The organism is Lysinibacillus sp. FJAT-14222 (assembly GCF_001278875.1).
Classification (GTDB): Bacteria; Bacillota; Bacilli; order Bacillales_A; family Planococcaceae; genus Lysinibacillus; species Lysinibacillus agricola.
The window spans coordinates 1-21,261 of record NZ_LIYL01000002.1; the positions used below are offsets into that span (position 1 = coordinate 1).

The window sequence follows — 21,261 nt, forward strand, 5'->3', positions numbered from 1 at the left end:
ATATGTTCTATAAAGAAAAAGCACTTCATTCCTCCCACCTCTGAAGAAGTGGGCTTCCTGAAGCTCACTTCTGTGAAGTATAAAAATGCCCTAGAACATAGGGACAACGTCAAAATAAGATATTTATAGACTTTAAATAAACATAAAAAGCCACAACCCATTCTAAATTTCACTTCAAAAGAAATGAAATTACCAAAAAAATCCAATCATTGCTATTTAATGATTGGATTTAAACCTCACTTACTTACGGTACGGTTCACCGTAAAGTAACTAAACGAGGTTTTTACATACATATTTTTTTTAATACCTACTGCTATCAATAACATTATCAACAGAAGTATGCCTTCTTAAGTAATCTTATTCTAACTCTGCAGCCCTGTCGATTAACATCTATTTGATCAGACGTGTTAATTAACCATTTTAATTAATTCGAAGACGCTGATTTCCGCTGCGGGCGAGCGTCGGGCCGCTTCCTCCGCTTTGTTGTTGTTGCTGCCGCTTTGCTTTCGCACAGAAAACATCCGCTCCTTGCAGGGTCTTGTCTGTCTCGCTTTTCCCGTGGGAAGCTTTGCTCTGCGACGAAAGCGAAGCAACAGGAGCACTCTAGTAGCCCTCCGCTACAATCCGCAAAAATGGGCACACATAAGTAAAATATCAACAAAAAAATCCTTTTATCGCTCAATAATAAACCTATATTTTCCTAATCAACACGCCTGCTATTTGATTAAGAAAGGGTTTTTCTCGCAAAAATATTTTATGGTATGATGTTTAGGTTGTGTATCTACTATGTGACACATTTACATTTTCTAAGAAAAGAGATATTTATGAAAACCGCAAATTTATCGAAGCGACATTGGTTGCTCATCTTAACACTTTCTTTATTAACATTTGTTCTCGGGACAAGTGAATTTGTTATTGTTGGAATCTTAACAGATATTTCTTCAAGCCTTCATATGACAAATGCAAAAGCAGGCACACTGGTTTCTGCGTTTGCAATTACGTTTGCCATCGCCACACCACTAGTGATGTCAGCAACAAGTCATTTTCCAAAGCGTAAATGGATGTTGTTTTTGATAGGATCTTTCATCGTCCTGAATGCTTTGTGCGTAATTTCGACGAACTACATTATGCTCCTTGCACTTCGGATTTTGACAGCGATTGTAACAGGAGTATTAATCTCTCTAGCCATGATTGTTGCAAGTGAAACCATGCCGATAAAAAAACGCGGACTTGCTATATCATTCGTTTTCGGTGGTTTCACACTTGCAAATGTCGTTGGAGTGCCAATTGGTATTGTAATCGCCGAATGGTACGGCTGGAATGCCTCTTTCATGTTAACCACTTTCCTTGGAGGGTTGGCGTTTTTGGCATCATTTTTTTTCTTACCGAATAAACTCAGCCAAGTACGCAGTTCGATACGGGATCAGTTTTCTTTAATGACACAGCCACGAATTTTGATAGCTTTTTTCATTCCTGCTCTCGGATTTGGCGCAACTTATGCCGTCTTTACGTACCTTGTTCCTATCTTGAAGGGAATGGGAGCACCAAATAATTCTATTAGTTTAATCTTATTTGGTTACGGGTTTATTTCGATTTTCAGCAACATCCTCGCAGGTAAAATTGCCAGTCACAATGCAATCGGTCGCCTTCGCTTTGTTTTTCTTGTGCAGGCAGTTGTTCTGACAAGTTTATTTTGGACTACAAATCATTTTATTTTAGGACTGGTAAATATCTACTTAATGTCGTTAATGGCCATCCTCTTAACAACATCTACTCAGCTTTATTTAATAGACCTCGCCGGAATTTATCAGCCAAAAGCTACAGGACTCGCTGCTTCACTTATGCCAGTGGCAAGCAACGTAGGCATCGCTTTTGGTTCTGCATTAGGCGGAATTGTATATCATCAAGGGAATTTAATGAATGTAACATGGGTCGGTGGGATCGTTGCAGTCTGTGCAAGTCTGCTAACTTTTTATAGTCATCTTTTAGACCAAAAACAAAAGAAATCAGCATAATAATAATAGGCGCAATCATACATGAGTGAGATTTATTCTACAACTAGAGTCCAAGCATTAAATGAAAGTCCATCCCCTTCAATGATTTCTAAAATACGGTCTCGAATTAGTTTGTTGAATACCGGCATAATGCTCCCTCTTTTCTATTGAAATACTAGACACTTTTTTCAAAATACTAGATACTTTTTGAAATTTACTCGCCAAAATGCTCTTTAAAAGGTAAAAGAAAGCTACTTTCAAACGAAAGATTCGATTTGAAAGTAGCTTTTTGAACTGACCTTTACATAGGTTAGGGTTCATCTTTTTTAACACGTAATCAGATAACACATATCACTATTAGTATGCACCACGATTTATTAAAGTCGCTCTAAATCCTGGTATTCTTTCATATAAGGACCATCCTCTGCCACATATGAATGATATAATGCCTTTACTGCAAAATTTTTCTCTAAACCCATTTCAGATTTTAGCTTTTTTAATTCATCATGCAACGCTCGATGTTCATTGATAAGCTTTAGCATAATTGATTTATTATATTTCATTTCATCCGTCCTTTTAGCTTATAACTTGAATAATTACAACTTTTAAATAGTTAAATTCAGGGAAGTTATGTGGAACTGCAAAATCCTCGGGCAACTGATGTTGTTCTAGTATTTTGTAACGTGTATCTGTCTCTTTAAATGCTTTATCAATAAACGTTTTAAATTTTTTCATGTCAAAGCTCGCGTTATTCGTTGAAGCTATAATTACACCATTATCAATCGTAATCGCAAGAGCATCCTTTAAAAGCTTTGGATAATCCTTTGCTGTACTAAAGGTCATTTTTTTTGTTCGTGCGAAACTCGGTGGATCAAGTACGACAACATCAAACTTCAATTCATGACGCTTTGCATAGCTAAAGTAGTCGAAGACGTTCATCACTTTAATATCCTGTGATTCATAATCAATCTCATTCACTGCAAATTGTTCGATTGTTTTAGCTAAGCTACGTTTAGCTAAATCAACACTCGTTGTACCTGATGCGCCACCAAGTGCTGCTGCTACAGAAAATGCTCCTGTGTAAGAGAATGTATTTAACACGGTTTTGTCGATCGCATAATGATCGCGTAGTGCTTTCCGAACATTACGTTGATCAAGAAAAATCCCTGTCATTGCCCTATCGTTTAAATCAACAGCAAAGTTCATGCCATTTTCCTTGACGATTAATGGGAAATCACTTTTTTCACCTGATACATAATCATCTTGTTCTACATATTGTCCGTTAGTATTAAATCGCAATTTTTCATAAACGCCGCGCGTGTTCAGTGCTATATTTAACGCTTCATACACGACATCACGGAAAGCATAAATTCCTTCACTATACCAGCTCACCATATAGAAGCCATTGAAGAAATCAATAGTTAAGCCACCAATTCCATCACCTTCTCCGTTAAATACACGGAAAGCCGTCGTTTGTTCTGAGGCAAAAAAAACAGCACGTTTCTCAGCCGCCTCGCGAATTTTTTTTGTGAAGAAGCGCACATCGATGACTTCTTTTTGTTTGCGTGATAGTACCCAGCCGATGCCTTTGTTTTGCTCACCATAATAGCCTGTCGCAATATAACCACCTTGTGCGTCTAATAATTCCACAATCGTTCCTTCTGAAACGGCTACCTCTGGCATATCTATAGCTTCTTTTAAAATAAGTGGATAGCCATTTGTCATTTGCTTAATAAATTTTGGTTTTACATATATTTCGCGTATCTGCTCCATCGAGTCATCCTAACTGTTTCATAATCTATCTATTATGTCATGTTTCGCAGGAAAAAGCGAAGGAGTTAGGTATTTGCAGCATAACAGGGACGATCGTTAGTTTTTCGTGGCGCATATCATACAAGGATGTGCTGATAGATTATATACGTTGATTGAGTGATTGAGGACTTACATTAATAACAACAATCAAGTTAAACAGAGCTAAAGATTGGCCTTATGAGAACCCCGCAGGCTTGCCAACCAGATTGTTTGAAACTTACCTGAGCATTAAAGATTTTACAGCTTAAAATAAACAGTAACTTTTTCATCAAACACTTCTGTCTCTATATATCGTTCACCCTGATCTTCACTCACATAATGAATATCATTTAACAACACATTGGCCTTTAGTAACGATTCATGCTGTTGGATGATAGTTATTGCTTTGGCACTTCCAGCAATCGAAATCGATACATACTGCTCAACAGGAAGTTTCCATTTTTTTCGTGTATCTTGAATTGTGCGAATTAGTTCTCTAATTTGGCCTTCCTCAAGTAAGCTAGTTGTCAGCTGAACATTTAAAAGGACTCGACATGAAGCATCTTCGGCTAAGATGTAATGGTCCTTTACAATGGATTCAGTTAGCACGTGTGCTTTTAACAATGTCACCTGTTCCCCATCAATCGTTAACTCAACTGAACCTGTTCGTTGTAAATTATTTTTCTCTTCATCATTTAATTGCACTACGTAATCTTTTACTTTGTTCACTTTTGGTCCAAATGCTGCACCTGCCGTTTTAAAATTAAGCTTATAATGAACGGTTTCATATGCTGAGAAGTCATTTGTCCAAATGCATTCTTTTATATTTAATTCTTCTTTCACGAGCTCGCTATATGGTTGATAATCTGTTAGCTCACCTTCAACAGAGGCAATGATTTCACTTAAAGGCTGCTTTACCTTGATTCCTTGACTATTTCGTATGCTGCGGCCTAGTTCTACGATTGATAAAATATTCGCCATTTCTTTCTCAAGCTTAGCATTTACGAGCGCTTCATTATATGTTGGGTAATTTTGTAAATGTACACTTTTTCCACATAATTGTCGATATAAATCCTCGGCAATAAATGGTGTGAAAGGTGCTAGCAATTGACAAATTGTTGATAGTAGCTCATACAGCGTACTAAAGGCACCTCGTTTATCCTCTGACAGACCATTTGCCCAAAATCTTGCTCGAGAGCGACGGATATACCAGTTACTTAGCTCTTCCACAAGCTTACCGATTTCACGTGTTGCCTGTGTAAATTGATAATCATCCATAGATTTTGTCACAAGCTGAATTGTATGATGTAATCGAGACAGTATCCAATGATCTAATTTTGTACGTGTACCAGTTTTGTTAGCATCGTACTGGAAGCCATCTATTTCTGCATATAGCTGATAAAATTTGAACGTATTATCAAGTGTATCAACTAGCTTTGATTTCGCATCCATCACAATCTTCTTAGAAAAACGTTTAGGATTCCAAGGAGAACTGTCTACTAAGAACGCCCATCTTAAAGCATCTGCTCCGTACTGCTCTATCAGTTCAACTGGCTCTAATGCATTTCCTTTACTTTTCGACATTTTCTGTCCATGCTCATCTAAAACATGCCCTAAAGAAAGTACATTTTTATAAGGTGCTTTACCAGTAAATAATGTCGAAACAGCTAATAGACTATAGAAAAAGCCTCGTGTTTGGTCAATACCTTCGATGACAACATCGGCAGGGAACTGATTGTTAAATGTATCAAGATTTCCAAAAGGATAATGATGCTGAGCAAACGGCATTGAACCACTGTCAAACCATACATCTATCACTTCAGGTGTACGTTCCATATCACCCTTACATGTTGGACAAGTACAAACAACCTCATCGATATACGGCTTATGAAGCTCGATGTCATGTAAAGTGCCCTTCGCTAACTTTTTTAAAGAAGCAATACTATTTGGTGCCTCTTCATGTCCACAATCCTGACAAACCCAGACATTGAGCGGTGTACCCCAATAACGATTTCGGCTAATATTCCAGTCCACTAAGTTTTCTAAAAAGTTGCCAAATCTACCGTGCTTAATGTGATCAGGATACCATGTAACTTGTTCATTATTTTGTAAAAGTTTATCTTTCATTGTAGACATGTTGATAAACCAGCTGTCAGTCGCGTAATAAAGCAATGGTGAATCACAGCGCCAGCAATGAGGGTAGCTATGCTCATATTTTTCCTTATCAAACAATAGCTCATCTTTAGCAAGCATTTTGATAATATCGACATCACAATCTTTCACAAATCTACCAGCAAGCTCTGGAACCTCTTCTGTATAACAACCTTTCAAATCAACAACATTGACAAACGATAGCCCATTTTGCTGAACCGTTTTATAATCGTCCTCCCCATAGGCAGGCGCAATATGGACGATTCCAGTTCCACTATTCTCTGTAACGTAATCCGCTAGTACAACGACATGCCCTTTATCAACGGTTACGTATGAAAAAGGTGGAATGTACGATACACCTTCAAATTCATGCCCATTATGCTCACTTAATATTTCAACGGGTGCAGTAAAAACCTTTTCCACTAATGATTTTGCCAAGATATATACTTTATCGTGCTGTTTCACTCGAACATACACAAGCTTAGGATTCATAGCCAATGCAACATTAGCAGGTAATGTCCATGGAGTCGTTGTCCAGCCAAGAAAATACTCATCTTTATCCTTCAATTTAAACATTGCCGTGACAGATAAATCCTTTACATCCTTATAGCCTTGTGCAACCTCATGAGAGCTTAATGATGTTTGACAGCTAGGGCAATACGGTGAAACGCGGTGCCCCTTATATAAAAGCTTTTCCTTGTGCACATGACTTAAAATATTCCAAACAGACTCAATGTAATCATTGCTAAGCGTTAAATATGGATCATCCATGTCAATCCAATAGCCAAGCTGCTCTGTAAAGGAGCGCCACTTCTTCTCATAGGTAAAGACACTTCCCTTACACTCTTGAATAAATTGTTCGACACCATATTTCTCAATTTCTTGCTTGCCAGAGATACCTAGCTTTTTTTCCACGCCTAACTCTACAGGCAAACCATGTGTATCCCAGCCAGCTTTACGCTCAACCAAATAACCTTGCATCGTTTTATAACGAGCCACGACATCTTTAATCGTTCTACCAAATGCGTGACCAACGTGTGGTAATCCATTTGCTGTTGGCGGTCCTTCATAAAATACAAAAGGCTTATTGTTAGAACGGTTCGCAACAGATGCCTGGAACGTTCCTTCCTGTTCCCACAACTGACGAACCCTCATTTCCCTTTCTACAGTCGTTTCTTTTTTCTCTTCAACTTGCATGTAATTCCCTCCTATACAATACGTATAAAAGGCATACAAAAACCCCGTCCCAAGCAAGGGACGGGGTTAACCGCGAATACCACCCTAATTCTATTGAAACAGCGTTCAATAGCACTTAGCAACGTACAATCATACGTGTTCTTTTTAACGGTAGACACCCGAATCGGCTTACTATGTTCAGCCAATCTTCTCAGAGAGGATCTTCATGTAACACTTGCACACCGACTTCCACCATTATGTCGGCTCTCTGTAGAACAAAATGAAACATTACTCTTTCTCATCAACGAATTTGTATGCTTTTATTGTCATTCATCTTAACAAACTAATTTTTGTCTGTCAATAATTTCAAAGCACTAAAATTGGTAGTGATTTCCTTATAATTCATCGAGACATGTTTCGATGCTTTTATGAAGAGCTGCGAGCTTAGGCTTTCCATTTGTTTTAATATAAAAGCTTTGATGTACTTGGCTGGAATAAATGGGAGGGCGACGGCACAACAGAGGTCGTGACAGTAGGATTGTATCAACAATTGCAATGTACATGGAATTTTAATGTAGCTCCTGAAAAATTGCTTCGTGAAATTTCATTAGAGGATTTTGATGCACTAGCGATTCCTGGAGGCTTTGAGGAGGCAGGGCTTTATGCTGATGCCTTTAGTGACGAATTTCAGGCAGTTGTTCGTCATTTCGATGAACACAAAAAACCGATTGCTACGGTTTGTGTAGCTTCCCTTATTTTAGGTCATAGCGGAGTACTACATAATCGAAAAGCTACTACTTATAATCATCCAACAAGTAAACGATTAGCACAGCTACAATCCTATGGTGCAGACATCGTCAACGAACGAATTGTTCAAACTGGACATATTATTACATCCTCCAATCCCGGCACTGCATTCGACGTTGCATTTAGCTTTCTGGAAATGCTGACATCTGAGGAAAATGCAAAAAAGGTAAAGGATTTAATGGGGTTTAATTAATTGAAAGAAGCTGTCTCAAAGCGTTAAATTGGGACAGCTTCTTTCCATTTTATTTGATAATAAATGTTGTAACTTCGATCCAAATTCTTTGCTTTTTGTAACCAATGAAATGGTTCTTGTTCTTCCAAAATTATTAATTGGTAAGGCAAAAAGCTGAAGATGACCAATATTTTTTGCCATTAGCTCTGGTACAATCGTAATCCCCATTCCAGAGGTCACAGCCCCCAAAATAAAATCGCCAAAGTTCACTTCACTTATAATATTTGGTTTATAGCCAAGTGCTTGTATTTGTTCTACTATATCCTTTCTTGAATCACAAGGAGCCTGATGAACAATAAGCGGCTCCTCACACAATTCTGCAAGGTCAACTGCTGGCCTTGAATTAAAACGATGGTTCAAAGGAAACACAGCATAGTAAGGTTCCGTAAACAATTCGCAACTCCACAAAGATTCTCCCGTATATTTTGCATCCACAAAGACTGCATCAAGTCTACCTTTTTGTAAAGATTGCAACAGTTCATTTGAAGTATTTTGAATCATTAAGGTTATAGGTCGATCTAGTAGCTTAAGTTCATTCATTTTATTTGGCAAATAATAAGTGGCTAAGCTAGGTAGACCACCGATGGCAATTGGATTGCTCTGGTTAAATTGCTGTAATTCTTCACGAATGGCAGCTAGTTCAGTAATAACTGGTGTAATTCGAGTGTAAAAACGTTCTCCAGCTTCTGTTAATTCGATACCAATGGATGTCCTATGAAATAGCTCGATGCCAAGATTATTCTCTAAGTTTCGTATATGTTTACTTAGTGCAGGTTGGGAAAGATTCGTGATTTGAGCAGCTTTAGAAAAACTTTTTTGATTGGCAGCAGCAATAAAACTATGTAACCATTCTACATTCATTGTATTCCTCCCTAACCTATAACGATTTGTTATACCCTTATAAAATAGTGATTGTTCCATATTCAGCGTTTTTTAGTAACCTATTAAATATAGAAGGTGCTTCGATTATAACATATTGTTATAAGTTATCTAATCGACAAAATACTTAGCATCTTTACTATATGGAGGTTCAATAAATGAAAAATGTTTTATTATTATCCTTTGGCATGTTTGCCTTGGGCTTTGATGCCTATGTGATTGCAGGGCTTCTCCCAGGAATTAGCGATACGTATCAAAAAAGTACATCACAAGTCGGCCAGGCTGTGAGCATTTTTACTTTGTTTTACGCAATCTCAGCGCCGTTTTTTTCTTCTTTACTTGCAGGAAAACCAATAAAAAAAATCTTATTAGGGTCAATGCTTATCTTCACAATAGCGAATAGCATCACTGCTTTAGCGCCGACCTTTTCTATTCTTCTACTATCGAGAGCAATTGCAGGGACAGGGGCTGGTTTATTTTCACCATTAGCCGTAGCAGCCTCTTCAAAGTTCGTTTCTAGTGAAAAGAGAGGGAGAGCTCTAGGTTTGACAATTGGAGGAATGAGTATGGGAACAGTGCTTGGCGTTCCTTTAGGTATATATATATCCAACTTATTTGATTGGAAATTAACGCTTTGGCTATTAGTTATGATCGGTGTAATTGCTGTTTTATGTATGTATATTTTCCTGCCCGATTTCCCAACAACGCCTCCCCCTGCACTTAACGAACGATTAAAGATGTTCCTAGATAAAAGAGTAACTATAACTGTATGTATAACATTTTTCGCCAGTGTTGCTAGCCTTGGATTGTACACATATCTATCTCCCCTATTAGAGGAAATGGCAGGCTCCAGTAACTTAACGATATATCTTTGGGCATGGGGATTCGGTGGCTTGGTTGGAAGTATAATGATTGGTTACTTAATCGACTATTTCGGGAAACCAAAAACTTTAGTTACAATCATTTTATTCACTTTAACTCTATCCATTATTTGTATACCATTAATGATTCACTTACCGATATTAAAATACTTACCGTTCTTTGTCTGGGGAGCAATGGGTTGGGCATGCCAAGCACCTCAACAACATATTTTACTCTCCTATCAGCCGAATAACGGAAGTTCGGCAGTAGCATTAAACAGTTCTGTAAATTATTTAGGTAGTGCAATAGGTGCAAGTTTAGGTGGGATTGCATTGTCCTTACAGATGGGAACAATAACATTGATTTATTTTGCGATAATCTCAATGTCATTCGCAATTTGTTTACAGTTTTATAGTATGAAGAAGAAATTTAGCGTATAAATGGATTTAAAAATTGCGGCTCTAATCGTCTATTTGATGATTCTATCCATCACTTCGATGGTTAGAGTCGCAACTTTGATGGCTCAATTCATCAATTTGACGCTTCCATTAACCACTTTGGTGGTTCTATCCGTCATTTCGGCAGTTCAATCCATCATTTTAGCGTTTCTATCCACGATTTCGAAGGTCTATACATTACTGACAATAATTTCGCCAGTTGTTGCATCAATATACCGAATAGGTAATCTAGTATGTCGATCACAAGCTTGATAGACAAGTTGATAAGACTCTATTTCATCATCGTAATTTTTGTCCCAAGTCAATTGGAAATCGACATTTTCTAGAAATTGAAGATATGCTTTTTCCAAAGAGATAGCTGGCACTGGAGGTATTTGGCTAAGTTCATCCAAATCAAAATTCGGTCCATTATAATGATCAATCAGACCTGTCGTACGATTAACAACAATGATCACCATATCAAAAATAATTATACCTTGATTACGGGCTTGGAATATAAAGGATTCTGATTCTCTTTCATCCTCTTCCTCATCTCCTCGAATTAATCGTTGAAGATAAGGATAGTAGTCAGGAATTATTTTTAGTAAAAAGTCTATTGCTTTTTGATAACATGCTTCGTGATTAAGCTGTAGATTTCCTAAGCGTTTATGCATCCATCCAAAGCTATTTATTTTACCAGTTTTTATTGAAATAAAAGCTTTTACTGTATCTTCTGATTGCATTTTAAAAAAGCTGTTCATCGATAAATCTTTTTCTTTCATCTCCCAATTCCGCTTACGCCAAACAATCCCTTGATCTGCTCCTCTATCTACTTCTCGAATAAGCTCCAGATCATCTGTTATACCAATAATATCTTCATTCGTAAATTCATTGGTCATTAAGTTAGCTGGCAAAGGAGGCAAAGCAGCATAACTTTCAGGTACATTTTCATCATGAAGTATCGTTAATGTTGGGTCTAATGCATCTGCTTTAAAATTTAGAAATGAATTTACCTCATACACGAGATGAAGTCCATCTTTCTTCACATTGTAAATATCTCGTGATAATTTTGTTATCACTAGTTGTAACGCCAATGTATTCCGCACATATTCTATCAGAGCTTCCTTCGAAACTAACTTTGAAGGTATTTCAGGGCTCGTTTTCACTCCGTAGTAACTAAATCTAACAATATTTCCCAAGAAATCAACATCAATAAAACAACCAGCATGTGCTAATGGTACATCCATAACAAACTGTTCAAAATAAAAACTTTCTACACACGACAGTTTTTTTATTTGAGAACATGTTAAGTCTTTTAATGCTTCTGGATAATGACTCAGTAAAAATTGTTCCGCACTTCTTCTTTTTTCCTCAATAGATAAAGAATCAGCTTCTGACACAATATCATTCGTTTCAATTGATAAGTGTATGAGGTGACCGGTGCAATCTAACTCAACAGTCATACTTTCATCCTGTTGTTCATTCACCCAAGAGAACATCACTCTTTCGTCATCAGAATATTCTTCTATGATAAGCTCATAGTGACTTGGTAATGAAACAATGGATAAAGCCCGTTCTTTTAGTTCATCTTTTTGCAAACTAAAGCCCTCCTTACAAATATTTTTATGTATAGACAAAAACCGATCTCCTAAGAGATCGGTTTTTTATTTTTAAATGATTACTGAGCAGCTTTCGCGCGAAGAACCATTTGTAGGATACCACCGTGACGGTAGTAGTCTACTTCTACTTCTGAGTCGAAACGAGCTAAAGCTTGGAAAGTTTTAACTGATCCGTCTTCAGATTTAGCAGTTACTGTTAAGATTTCACGTGGTTTCACGTTGTCAGTAATGTTAACAGAGATTTCTTCTTTACCAGTTAAGCCTAAAGTATCAGCTGATTCACCTTGCATGAATTGAAGTGGAAGAACACCCATCATTACTAAGTTAGAACGGTGGATACGCTCGTAAGATTGTGCGATAACTGTTTTGATACCAAGTAAGTTAGTACCTTTAGCAGCCCAGTCACGAGAAGAACCCATACCATAGTCGTTACCAGCAAGTACTACTAAGCCAGTACCTTGCTCTTGGTATTTCATACATGCGTCATAGATGTACTCTACTTCACCTGTTGGCCAGTAAGTAGTGAAACCACCTTCTGTACCAGGAGCAACTTGGTTACGGATACGGATGTTTGCAAATGTACCACGCATCATAACTTCGTGGTTACCACGACGAGAACCGTATGAGTTGAAGTCACGGATTGCAACACCGTTTTCGATTAAATATTTACCTGCAGGTGTTTCTTTACCGATTGCACCAGCTGGTGAAATATGGTCAGTTGTAATTGAGTCACCGAACTTCGCCATAATGCGTAAGCCATCTAAGCCTTTAATAGCTTCTGGTTCTTTTGCAAGACCTTGGAAGAATGGTGGGTTTTGGATGTAAGTTGATTTGTCATCAAATGTGTATAGAGACTCAGTTGATGTTTCAATTGCATTCCATTTTTCGTTCGCTGTGAATACAGTTTCGTATTCTTTTTGGAATAATTCACGGTTAACTACAGTACCTAATACTGCGTTAACTTCTTCAGTTGAAGGCCAGATATCAGCGAAGAATACTTCGTTGCCATCTTTGTCTTTACCGAATGAATCTTTTTGTAGGTCAACATCCACAGTACCAGCAAGTGCATAAGCAACAACAAGTGGTGGTGAAGCTAAGTAGTTAGCTTTTACAAGTGGGTGTACACGGCCTTCGAAGTTACGGTTACCAGAAAGAACTGAAGTTACGAATAAGTCGTTCTCTTTGATAGCGTCTTCGATTTCAGGAAGTAATGGACCTGAGTTACCGATACATGTTGTACAACCGTAACCTACAGTGTTGAAACCGATTTGGTCAAGGTAAGCTTGTAAACCTGAATCTTCAAGGTAACCAGTTACTACTTTAGAACCTGGTGCTAAAGAAGTTTTTACCCATTTAGGCACAGTTAGACCTTTTTCTACAGCTTTTTTCGCAACTAAGCCCGCAGCGATTAATACGTATGGGTTAGATGTATTTGTACAAGAAGTGATTGCAGCGATTGCTACAGCACCTGTTGGGATTTCTACATCACCTTCAGCGAATTTAGCTACAGAAGTTTTTGCGAATTCATCTTCAGTTAAACCGAAACCTTGTGTACCTTGTGGTGCCACTACTGCTTCTTTGTAACGAGTACGCATTTGAGATAGTGGAATTAAGTCTTGTGGACGTTTTGGACCAGAAAGGTTTGGTTCGATATCAGCTAAGTTTACTTCTAATACGTCAGTGTAAACTGGCTCTAAAGTTGGATCGAAGAACATGTGGTTAGACTTTAAGTAAGATTCTACAACCGCGATGTGCTCTTCGTCACGACCAGTTAAACGCATGTAGTTTAATGATTCTTCGTCAATTGCGAAGAAACCACATGTAGCACCATATTCAGGAGCCATGTTAGAGATTGTCGCACGGTCAGCTAGTGGTAATTTAGTTACGCCAGGTCCGAAGAACTCAACGAATTTACCAACTACGCCACGTTGACGTAATACTTGAGTTACTTTTAATGCTAAGTCAGTAGCAGTAGTTCCGTTTGGAAGATCGCCAACTAATTTAACACCGATAACTTCTGGAATTGGGAAGTATGAAGGTTGACCAAGCATACCTGCTTCAGCTTCGATACCACCAACGCCCCATCCAAGAACGCCAAGACCGTTGATCATTGTTGTATGTGAGTCAGTACCTACTACTGAGTCAGGGAATGTTTCGAAAGTACCGTCAGCATTTTCGTTTACGTGTACAACTGGAGCTAAATACTCTAAGTTTACTTGGTGAACGATACCAGTTGCTGGTGGTACAGCACGGAAGTTATTGTAAGCAGTTTGAGCCCATTTTAAGAAGTTATAACGCTCAGCGTTACGTTCGAATTCTAGGTCCATGTTTGCTGCTAATGCAGATGCATTACCGTATTTGTCAACTTGTACTGAGTGGTCAATTACAAGGTCAACTGGAATAGCAGGGTTGATTTTGCTTGGGTCGCCGCCCATTTCCTTCATTGCAGAACGAAGAGATGCAAGGTCAACTACTACTGGTACACCAGTAAAGTCTTGTAATACAACGCGAGAAGGTTTGAATGGTACTTCTGCTTCTGGATCTGCACCGTTACCCCATTTTGCTAATTCGTTTACGTGCTCTTCTTTGATAACATATGCATCATATTGACGTAAAACTGATTCTAATAATACTTTGATTGAGTAAGGAAGGTTTGAAACTTTTGCAACGCCAGCTTTTTCAATCGCAGCTAAGTCATAGTAATTATAAGTTTTACCATTAACTTCGAATGATGCGCGGCTGTTGTGTAAATTACCTTGTGCCATTTGCGGATCCCCCTAAATATCTTTTTGAAAAGGCCTAATTAAAATAAATTTAAAGCATCTTTTCTCCAATACCCATGATAACGCATTTATATTCATAAGTAAATTACATTAATATTATCTTTTTCAATAAGCAATACTTATGACCTTGGTTTGTAGCCAAATGTATTTAATTTTTATGGGTGCATAACATCAAGGTTTTACAAATCGGAGATTTTTATACCTTCCTATTTAAATGTATTTAAATGTATTTAACTGGGGCGTTTTTTGGGGCTCTTTCTGGGGCGTACGTAGTTTTTTAAAAATAGTGCCCCACCTTATAAAATAGTATTTTTATAATAATAGTTCGGACAGGTACGTTATATAGTAGAAATCTTAACAAAGAAAATAATTTACAACAACTAGTATTTTTTTATTGTTAATCAGGTCTCAAAAAAAGTCACTCATTTAAATAATAAAAAAATGAGTGACTTTAATAAATGTATTTTTTATAAATCTAACTCAGTACATCTGCAAGATGAATATTTTGATCAATTTTCAAAGTTATATTGTAATCTTTCCAAAATGCATCATTTTCATTATTAGCAATTATTTTACCAAGCTTTAATGATTCTTTAACTTCATTTCTAAAATTCCCCAACCCTAAGTCCTTGTATCTATTTAATCTAGGTGGCAACCTCTCAACATTTGATAAGTTAATTAAAAACGAATCCGGTATAAAATTTTCATAACTGTTTTTTCTAAGTTCTGTTATTATTCCATCTTCAATTCGTATTGTGATAAGAAAGTCTTCATAAAAAGTAATACTTAATTCGAAGTAATCTTTCTTTAAAAGGAATTTATTGTTGACCATTCTTTTAATCGTTTGTTCAATACTCTTTATGAATATTTTTTCATAATCAGCTACTACTGAGGAACGTATAAGATAATCCATCATTCATCCCCTCTTTTTAAGTTTTTTATCAATATCCTTAGTTACCTTCACAGTATCCAATTCCGAATAATCAGCAAGATCTTTGTCGAGTGCTTGTTCCATAACTTCTTTTATATCCTCAGTACTAATCACTAATTTATCAGTTATAAGTACTTTGAATAATTCTTCCATAAATATATTTCTTGAATTATTAAGTTGTTGATAATGTTTTCTATATTCTGAGTGTAAAAAAGTTAACACTTCGATAGGTAAGAAGATTGGTCTTGTATGATTATTCTCAGGAAGCTTTTTGTAAAAATAATCTGCCATAGTCTCATAATTGTTAGTGTTAAAGTTATTAGAAATAAATATATGTGCACTAAGCTGTTTAGTATTACTGAATTTCGTAATGTAATTTATTTGATTTAGCATTTCAACATAATCATAAGCCTTTCTCTGCTCACTTTTACCTAAGTCATATCCATCAGAAGTTTTATTTAATTTACAGTCATACGAAAAAACATATTGTTTTTTTTGTTCTTCAGCTCCTTGTACTGTATACGTCAAAGCAAAAATCCCTTCAGGCACTTCTTTTCCTGACATTTTTTTACCCCATTTTTCAGCATTTGGAAAAATATCTTTTATAATATTAAACACATCATCTTCAAAATCTCCTGGCGAATATTTGTCCCCAATTGATTCTGGCTCCGGTAAATTTACTAATATATCAAATGATTTACTTGCAACGCTTGATAAATATGATTTTGTACGATGTTTTATAGACTCATAAATCTGTCCAAAGAAATCCTTTGGTTCTTGCATGTTATAAACACTACCGAAACTTATTGGGAAAATACAATTATTGTTATATTTATCTAAATATTTCTCAAGAACACCAACAAAAACTATTACTGTAGGGGTTAAAGTACGATTTATTTTTTCAAGTACGCTGTTTGAAATTGCTCCTTGCTGTACAAGAATTTGTAAAGATTCGTTTGTTTGTTTATTATCTAAATTAATAAATTTATATTTATTTTTATTATATTTTTTTTCTGTATCTTTATTTAATTCCCACTCTGTCTTTTCACAAAATGAAGTAGCAAGCTTCTTTACATATGCTCTAATTGTATCCAATGAAATATTTAATGAATCATATTGACTTACTTTCAACTGTGTATTTCCGCAGCTTGGACATTCTGATAAGGTGAAGGTGATAGAAGTATCTTCTGAATAGTCACACTCTGGGTTTTTACAGGTAACATTTTGCTCTAATTCTTCAACAACGATTTTATCTTGTATTAATTTGTTGAATAAATCTTCTTCAATACTTGGAAAATCTTTTTTGAATGAAAGAGTCATCAAATAATCTGTTAAATCAGCTTTTCCAGCCACAAATTTTGAATTTGAAATTAATTTATTTAAAGGTATTCCAAATTTCATTAAAAATTTATCTTCGATATCTTTTTTCACTTCCGATTCAAGTCCGCTATCATCTATCGAAAACATAATGTTCCCATCATCAAATACTGTTGATCTAATTGTTCTACTCACCTTTGAAGTTTTAAAAGCTAAACTTTCTATATCTTTTATACTTTCTAAATCAACACACTCTCTTGTATGTGCATCTTTTACTGATGGTAAGACATCTCCGTTATTTAATTGAAAAATCAGACTGGGGGAATTTATTAAAGGGCTACTTCTGAAAACAATTTTATTAATAATAAAGTCCTGAACTTCATGTCCATTAGGTGTTATCCCTTCTAAAATAGCTTCCTTTAATTTTTCTGGTTGATACTTAGTAAATAACTCTGGCTCTATTTCAGTTAAATTAGTTGCAAATGTTTTTTCTAAATATTTTTTTATGCTAATTTTTTCTCTTTGGAATTTCGATCTAATTTCTAAAATGTTGTTTGAAATATCTATTTGAAACATAATTGGCGCTACTTCTTTGTTCCTAAAAGGTTCATCGAAATCCGGTCTGATTACATCACTAATTTGTCTGTACAACATTACCACTAATCTATTTTCTCCATCCATTGCATACGAAAATACATCATAATAACTCTCTTTATTTGAGTTAGAATGCATAAAATCAACAAAGTCCTTTTTGAATTCTGTAGGTATTTTTTTGCATTTCTCGAAAGTGACAATTTTATTTAACAAAAATTGTTTTCCAGTTCCTTTACTATCCCAATGATACCAAGTATAAATTTCATTTATATGATCGCTATTATCTTTCATCATCTGGTATAATTGACATATCGATGAATTTCTGTATAACTTATCATATTCTACAGCGACTGAATTATAGTATCTTGTTACAGTTTTTTTCTTTCTACTTAAAAACTCCCGTAAAATTATAATCTCCCTTAGAACATCAGCTGAAATAAATTTAAAACACTCTATTTTCTCTCCCTTCTTTTTTGTTTCATTTAAATCCACACCTAATAAATCCCCTATTTCTTCCAATTCAAAAAGTGAACAACTATTAAGCATACTCTTAAATCTAAATTGCAGTTCAGATATAGGTATTTCAAGAATTTTATCAATTGAAACTTCAACTCGTCTCCAATATTTAAGATCAAATTTTTCTAGTTTCGAATCTACATTATTTGACACTAACAAACACCCTTTTTGTTTTTTATTACTATTGTCGACTTTTACAAAGAGGAAATCAATACCATTTTACCATTTATTTTTAAAAACTTAATCTTATTACCATATTATCAGAACGTTTGTTCCGTTTCAATTGTTATAGCAAAAAATAGTGATTAAATTTATACTTTGAACATTTACAAAATTCGTTTCACAACTGAAATAAGCAACCCTAAAGCCTATCCAACAGTCGTCTACTTTAGTTCTTCATAAAATGTCTGTGTTAACCCAAGCATCCAAGAGGAGTTACAATGTACTTTCATGTTTAATTCATACACACTAGTAGTGTTTAAATAGATAAATAAACGCCAAAAACCAAAACAGCAATTAAGCGATCTTGGTCTTTGGTATATTTATGACAAAAACATTTGTGTACCATACTAATCTATACTATTTTTTATTATTTTCTCGTTGTGCAATGATGATTTTTAAACCTTCCAAATCGCCTCCCGTCAGAGTGCCTTTATCAAATTTATCTAGCCATGACTTATCAATCAGCTTTTTATCTACTGCTTGTTTGAGGTAATCACGTACTGCAGCTTTGGTTGTTGAGTTAGTAAATTTCATTTTATCATCATCCTTTTCATTTAGTTTAGGTGCCTTGTCCACCACAATTATATTGACAAACCAAGATAACGGCTTAGATCCGTTTAATACGTTTAGATCGACTGGCCCTGTAATACCTTGTACTATACCTTTATCCGTGAATTGCCATAAGTCACAGGCGAAATTAGGTTTTTTACCTGGGGCACTTGTGCCACTGTAACGTGGAATCCATAGAAAATCATAATTTTTAATGGTATCCATCCTATAAGGTTTGTAAAAATGATGACCTGTGTACAGCCCAACTTTAACGCCTTTGCCTTTCAAGTAATCCACGAATGCTTGTGTGCCCTGAACAATGTTTTGCACGCTTGCTCCAAAGCTTTCTTCGACATCCACAACGAAAAATAACGGATTGTGTTTTTGTGCTCGGTTGTAGAAATCTTTTGCTTGTACCAATGCCTCTGCAGCATTTTTAAAAGTCACATAAATATACACTCCAAACGGTATCTTGTGATTTTTACATCCATTGATATTTTGAATATATTTTCGGTCGATAGTGCTAGTACCGTATTGAGTACGGATAATGGCCAAGCTAACTTCTTTGCTAGCTTTAGACCAATCAATATCACCTTGATGATGAGATATATCAATAATTTTAGTCATTTGTTACCACCATCTTTACTTGAATATTGTTTATATAATTGGTTAGCAAATACAGCAGCCCCGCTTACTAGAATGCCTTGTACAATCGCTGGCATATTTATACCCATAATGCCAATTGTAAATAAAACTCCCAAAAACAATAAAATATATGGAATCAGCCAGTCTAGCATTTTAGGTGTGTTCTTTAAAACTTGTCCGATAACTAATAAAACAGGCACTACAATTAGCGCCTGTTCGATGATGTAATCATATAAAAATTCCACTTTATTATCCCCCTATTTTGTTTTGATAACTAGCGCTAATAATCCTAAAATAACAGCACCAATAATAGTAGTAGACGCCCACCAAACAATTTTATCGATTTTATTTAATCGATGGTGAGCACTTTTTGTGCTTGCTAGGGCTTCATCCGCTTTATCTTCTGCTCGGTTTGCTGTATCACGGATATGATTAATACCATCTAATTTTTCACCAATAGCCCCTAAGCGCTCATATACGTCTCTTACTAAATCATCACCCATAAGTCACCTTGCCTTTCTGCATAATAAAAGCCCTCCACAATTATCTGTGGATGGCCTGATATTAAAGCATTTTATTTAATTCGATTACAAACTCTTGATAATTTTTAATGTTCCCGTTTAGGCGAGATTCTTTTTTTGCAAGTTCTACTAATTCATCTCCAACAATATTAATATTCGCCTGAACAAATTCAGTTCTCGAGCTAGGAGTAACATGGTTCTTTAATTCTTTCAACAGCGATACTCTTTCTTCAGATTTTCTTAAATCCGCTTGCACTTGTATTAATTCTTGTTCCCATACAGCGATAAATTCTTTGTAAACTTTGATTTCTGCATTTATGGTATCTTGGCTGAATTTTACTTCTTGCATATTTATCATCTCCTTTTATCTACAAACATTCGACAAAAGGATAGGGTTTCCTTTCATTTCATTTCAGACAATAAATATAACTATAAAACGCAACGAGAATTAGTGACATGTACTGTTATCTATCTCGATTTCTCTCACAGCACATAATAAAAGACCTTCATATCTATGAAGGTCAATGTAATTTACACTAGTGTTTATCCTAAATACCAAAAAGTTTACGTTCATGTGGACCATCAACAATCATAGAAAACTCAGGATGTTCATAAGTGTCAATCTTTATTTCTTTTTTTATAAAAGTAATTTCATCTGATTTTAATTTTTTGACTTTTAAATCGGCACAAGGAAATTCACCTTGTATATATAATACTTTTAACACTTTTTTCGAATCTGGAGCAATATAATCGAACTTTTCTGTTCTATTGATTGTCTTGTAATCTATAAATCTCTTATTTAGTATATCAGCTTCATCAATTCCAAAATCAAAATCTCCCTTTTTAATAGTAATTGAGTAATCTAATACAACATTAGTTGCAGGTAACTCTCCATTATTCTCAATTGTCAACTTCCACAATTTAGTGTTATGTTGTATTTTTGGAAAACCTCTTGTTTCAAAATTTATTTCCAATAATTCTTTATTAACACTTTTACTATATTCATTTTCTGAATCTTCGAATGTAGATTTAACACTTAATTTGGGATTGACATCTTTCTTTGTAAATCTATATACACGATATGCTATTAATATATTTAGGATTGAAATAATCAGAGTAATAATTTTTTCGTTTAGTAGTTTTCTAAATAGAAATTCGATATTTTCAATCACAATAACCACACCCTTCCCTCTACAATAATTCGACAAAAGGAAAGGATTTCCTCCCAACTTAGAC

Annotated in this window: 15 protein-coding genes, 1 pseudogene and 1 other annotated feature; of the genes and pseudogenes, 3 read left to right on the plus strand and 13 right to left on the minus strand. The window is 35.5% G+C overall.

Features of this window, described 5'->3' with window-relative positions:
* The first annotated feature begins 824 nt into the window (after positions 1 to 824).
* On the plus strand, positions 825 to 2,015 hold the full coding sequence (locus AN161_RS00820) for an MFS transporter (RefSeq protein ID WP_053592483.1): 1,191 nt from the start codon (positions 825 to 827) through the stop codon (positions 2,013 to 2,015).
* 356 nt (positions 2,016 to 2,371) lie between these two features.
* Here the strand turns inward: AN161_RS00820 and AN161_RS00825 are convergent, their stop codons facing one another.
* The 3 genes from AN161_RS00825 to ileS form a co-directional block, all read right to left on the minus strand.
* Positions 2,372 to 2,557, minus strand: coding sequence for a hypothetical protein (locus AN161_RS00825; protein ID WP_053592484.1), 186 nt, complete (start codon positions 2,555 to 2,557; stop codon positions 2,372 to 2,374).
* Positions 2,558 to 2,570: 13 nt separating this feature from the next.
* Complete coding sequence (locus tag AN161_RS00830) at positions 2,571 to 3,767, minus strand: class I SAM-dependent rRNA methyltransferase (RefSeq protein WP_053592485.1); 1,197 nt, start codon at positions 3,765 to 3,767, stop codon at positions 2,571 to 2,573.
* A gap of 276 nt (positions 3,768 to 4,043) precedes the next feature.
* Complete coding sequence (ileS, locus tag AN161_RS00835; RefSeq protein WP_053592486.1) at positions 4,044 to 7,133, minus strand: isoleucine--tRNA ligase; 3,090 nt, start codon at positions 7,131 to 7,133, stop codon at positions 4,044 to 4,046.
* 53 nt (positions 7,134 to 7,186) lie between these two features.
* Positions 7,187 to 7,426: a binding site (T-box leader), on the minus strand.
* 164 nt (positions 7,427 to 7,590) lie between these two features.
* Between ileS and AN161_RS00840 the strand changes: the two are divergent.
* A pseudogene (locus tag AN161_RS00840) lies at positions 7,591 to 8,112 on the plus strand (DJ-1/PfpI family protein); the annotation flags it as partial.
* A gap of 15 nt (positions 8,113 to 8,127) precedes the next feature.
* Here the strand turns inward: AN161_RS00840 and AN161_RS00845 are convergent.
* Positions 8,128 to 9,012 (minus strand): LysR family transcriptional regulator, encoded by an 885-nt coding sequence (locus AN161_RS00845; protein WP_053592487.1) that lies wholly within the window; start codon positions 9,010 to 9,012, stop codon positions 8,128 to 8,130.
* Between the two features lie 176 nt (positions 9,013 to 9,188).
* Here AN161_RS00845 and AN161_RS00850 point away from each other — a divergent pair, with 176 nt between their 5' ends.
* Positions 9,189 to 10,331 carry an MFS transporter gene (locus AN161_RS00850; protein WP_053592488.1) on the plus strand — a complete coding sequence of 381 codons (1,143 nt, stop codon included), beginning with the start codon at positions 9,189 to 9,191 and terminating at the stop codon, positions 10,329 to 10,331.
* A 188-nt stretch (positions 10,332 to 10,519) separates the two neighbouring features.
* On the opposite strand, the gene AN161_RS00855 is transcribed toward AN161_RS00850, so the two are convergent.
* The 9 genes from AN161_RS00855 to AN161_RS00895 all read right to left on the minus strand — a co-directional run bounded on the left by AN161_RS00855 (position 10,520) and on the right by AN161_RS00895 (position 21,197).
* Positions 10,520 to 11,926: a YcdB/YcdC domain-containing protein gene (locus AN161_RS00855; RefSeq protein WP_053592489.1), complete on the minus strand. Its 1,407-nt coding sequence runs from the start codon at positions 11,924 to 11,926 to the stop codon at positions 10,520 to 10,522.
* Between the two features lie 80 nt (positions 11,927 to 12,006).
* Complete coding sequence (gene acnA / locus AN161_RS00860; RefSeq protein WP_053592490.1) at positions 12,007 to 14,712, minus strand: aconitate hydratase AcnA; 2,706 nt, start codon at positions 14,710 to 14,712, stop codon at positions 12,007 to 12,009.
* A gap of 493 nt (positions 14,713 to 15,205) precedes the next feature.
* Positions 15,206 to 15,646, minus strand: coding sequence for a hypothetical protein (locus AN161_RS00865; protein ID WP_241774459.1), 441 nt, complete (start codon positions 15,644 to 15,646; stop codon positions 15,206 to 15,208).
* Positions 15,647 to 18,241: a hypothetical protein gene (locus AN161_RS00870; protein ID WP_053592491.1), complete on the minus strand. Its 2,595-nt coding sequence runs from the start codon at positions 18,239 to 18,241 to the stop codon at positions 15,647 to 15,649.
* A gap of 426 nt (positions 18,242 to 18,667) precedes the next feature.
* Complete coding sequence (locus tag AN161_RS00875) at positions 18,668 to 19,486, minus strand: GH25 family lysozyme (RefSeq protein ID WP_241774460.1); 819 nt, start codon at positions 19,484 to 19,486, stop codon at positions 18,668 to 18,670.
* Complete coding sequence (locus AN161_RS00880; protein ID WP_053592492.1) at positions 19,483 to 19,749, minus strand: phage holin family protein; 267 nt, start codon at positions 19,747 to 19,749, stop codon at positions 19,483 to 19,485. Before AN161_RS00880 ends, AN161_RS00875 begins: the two co-directional genes overlap by 4 nt.
* A 12-nt stretch (positions 19,750 to 19,761) precedes the next feature.
* Positions 19,762 to 20,007: a hemolysin XhlA family protein gene (locus tag AN161_RS00885; RefSeq protein ID WP_053592493.1), complete on the minus strand. Its 246-nt coding sequence runs from the start codon at positions 20,005 to 20,007 to the stop codon at positions 19,762 to 19,764.
* Positions 20,008 to 20,068: 61 nt separating this feature from the next.
* Positions 20,069 to 20,374: a hypothetical protein gene (locus AN161_RS00890; RefSeq protein ID WP_053592494.1), complete on the minus strand. Its 306-nt coding sequence runs from the start codon at positions 20,372 to 20,374 to the stop codon at positions 20,069 to 20,071.
* Positions 20,375 to 20,573: 199 nt separating this feature from the next.
* Positions 20,574 to 21,197 (minus strand): hypothetical protein, encoded by a 624-nt coding sequence (locus AN161_RS00895; RefSeq protein ID WP_143114535.1) that lies wholly within the window; start codon positions 21,195 to 21,197, stop codon positions 20,574 to 20,576.
* Between the last annotated feature and the right edge of the window lie 64 nt (positions 21,198 to 21,261).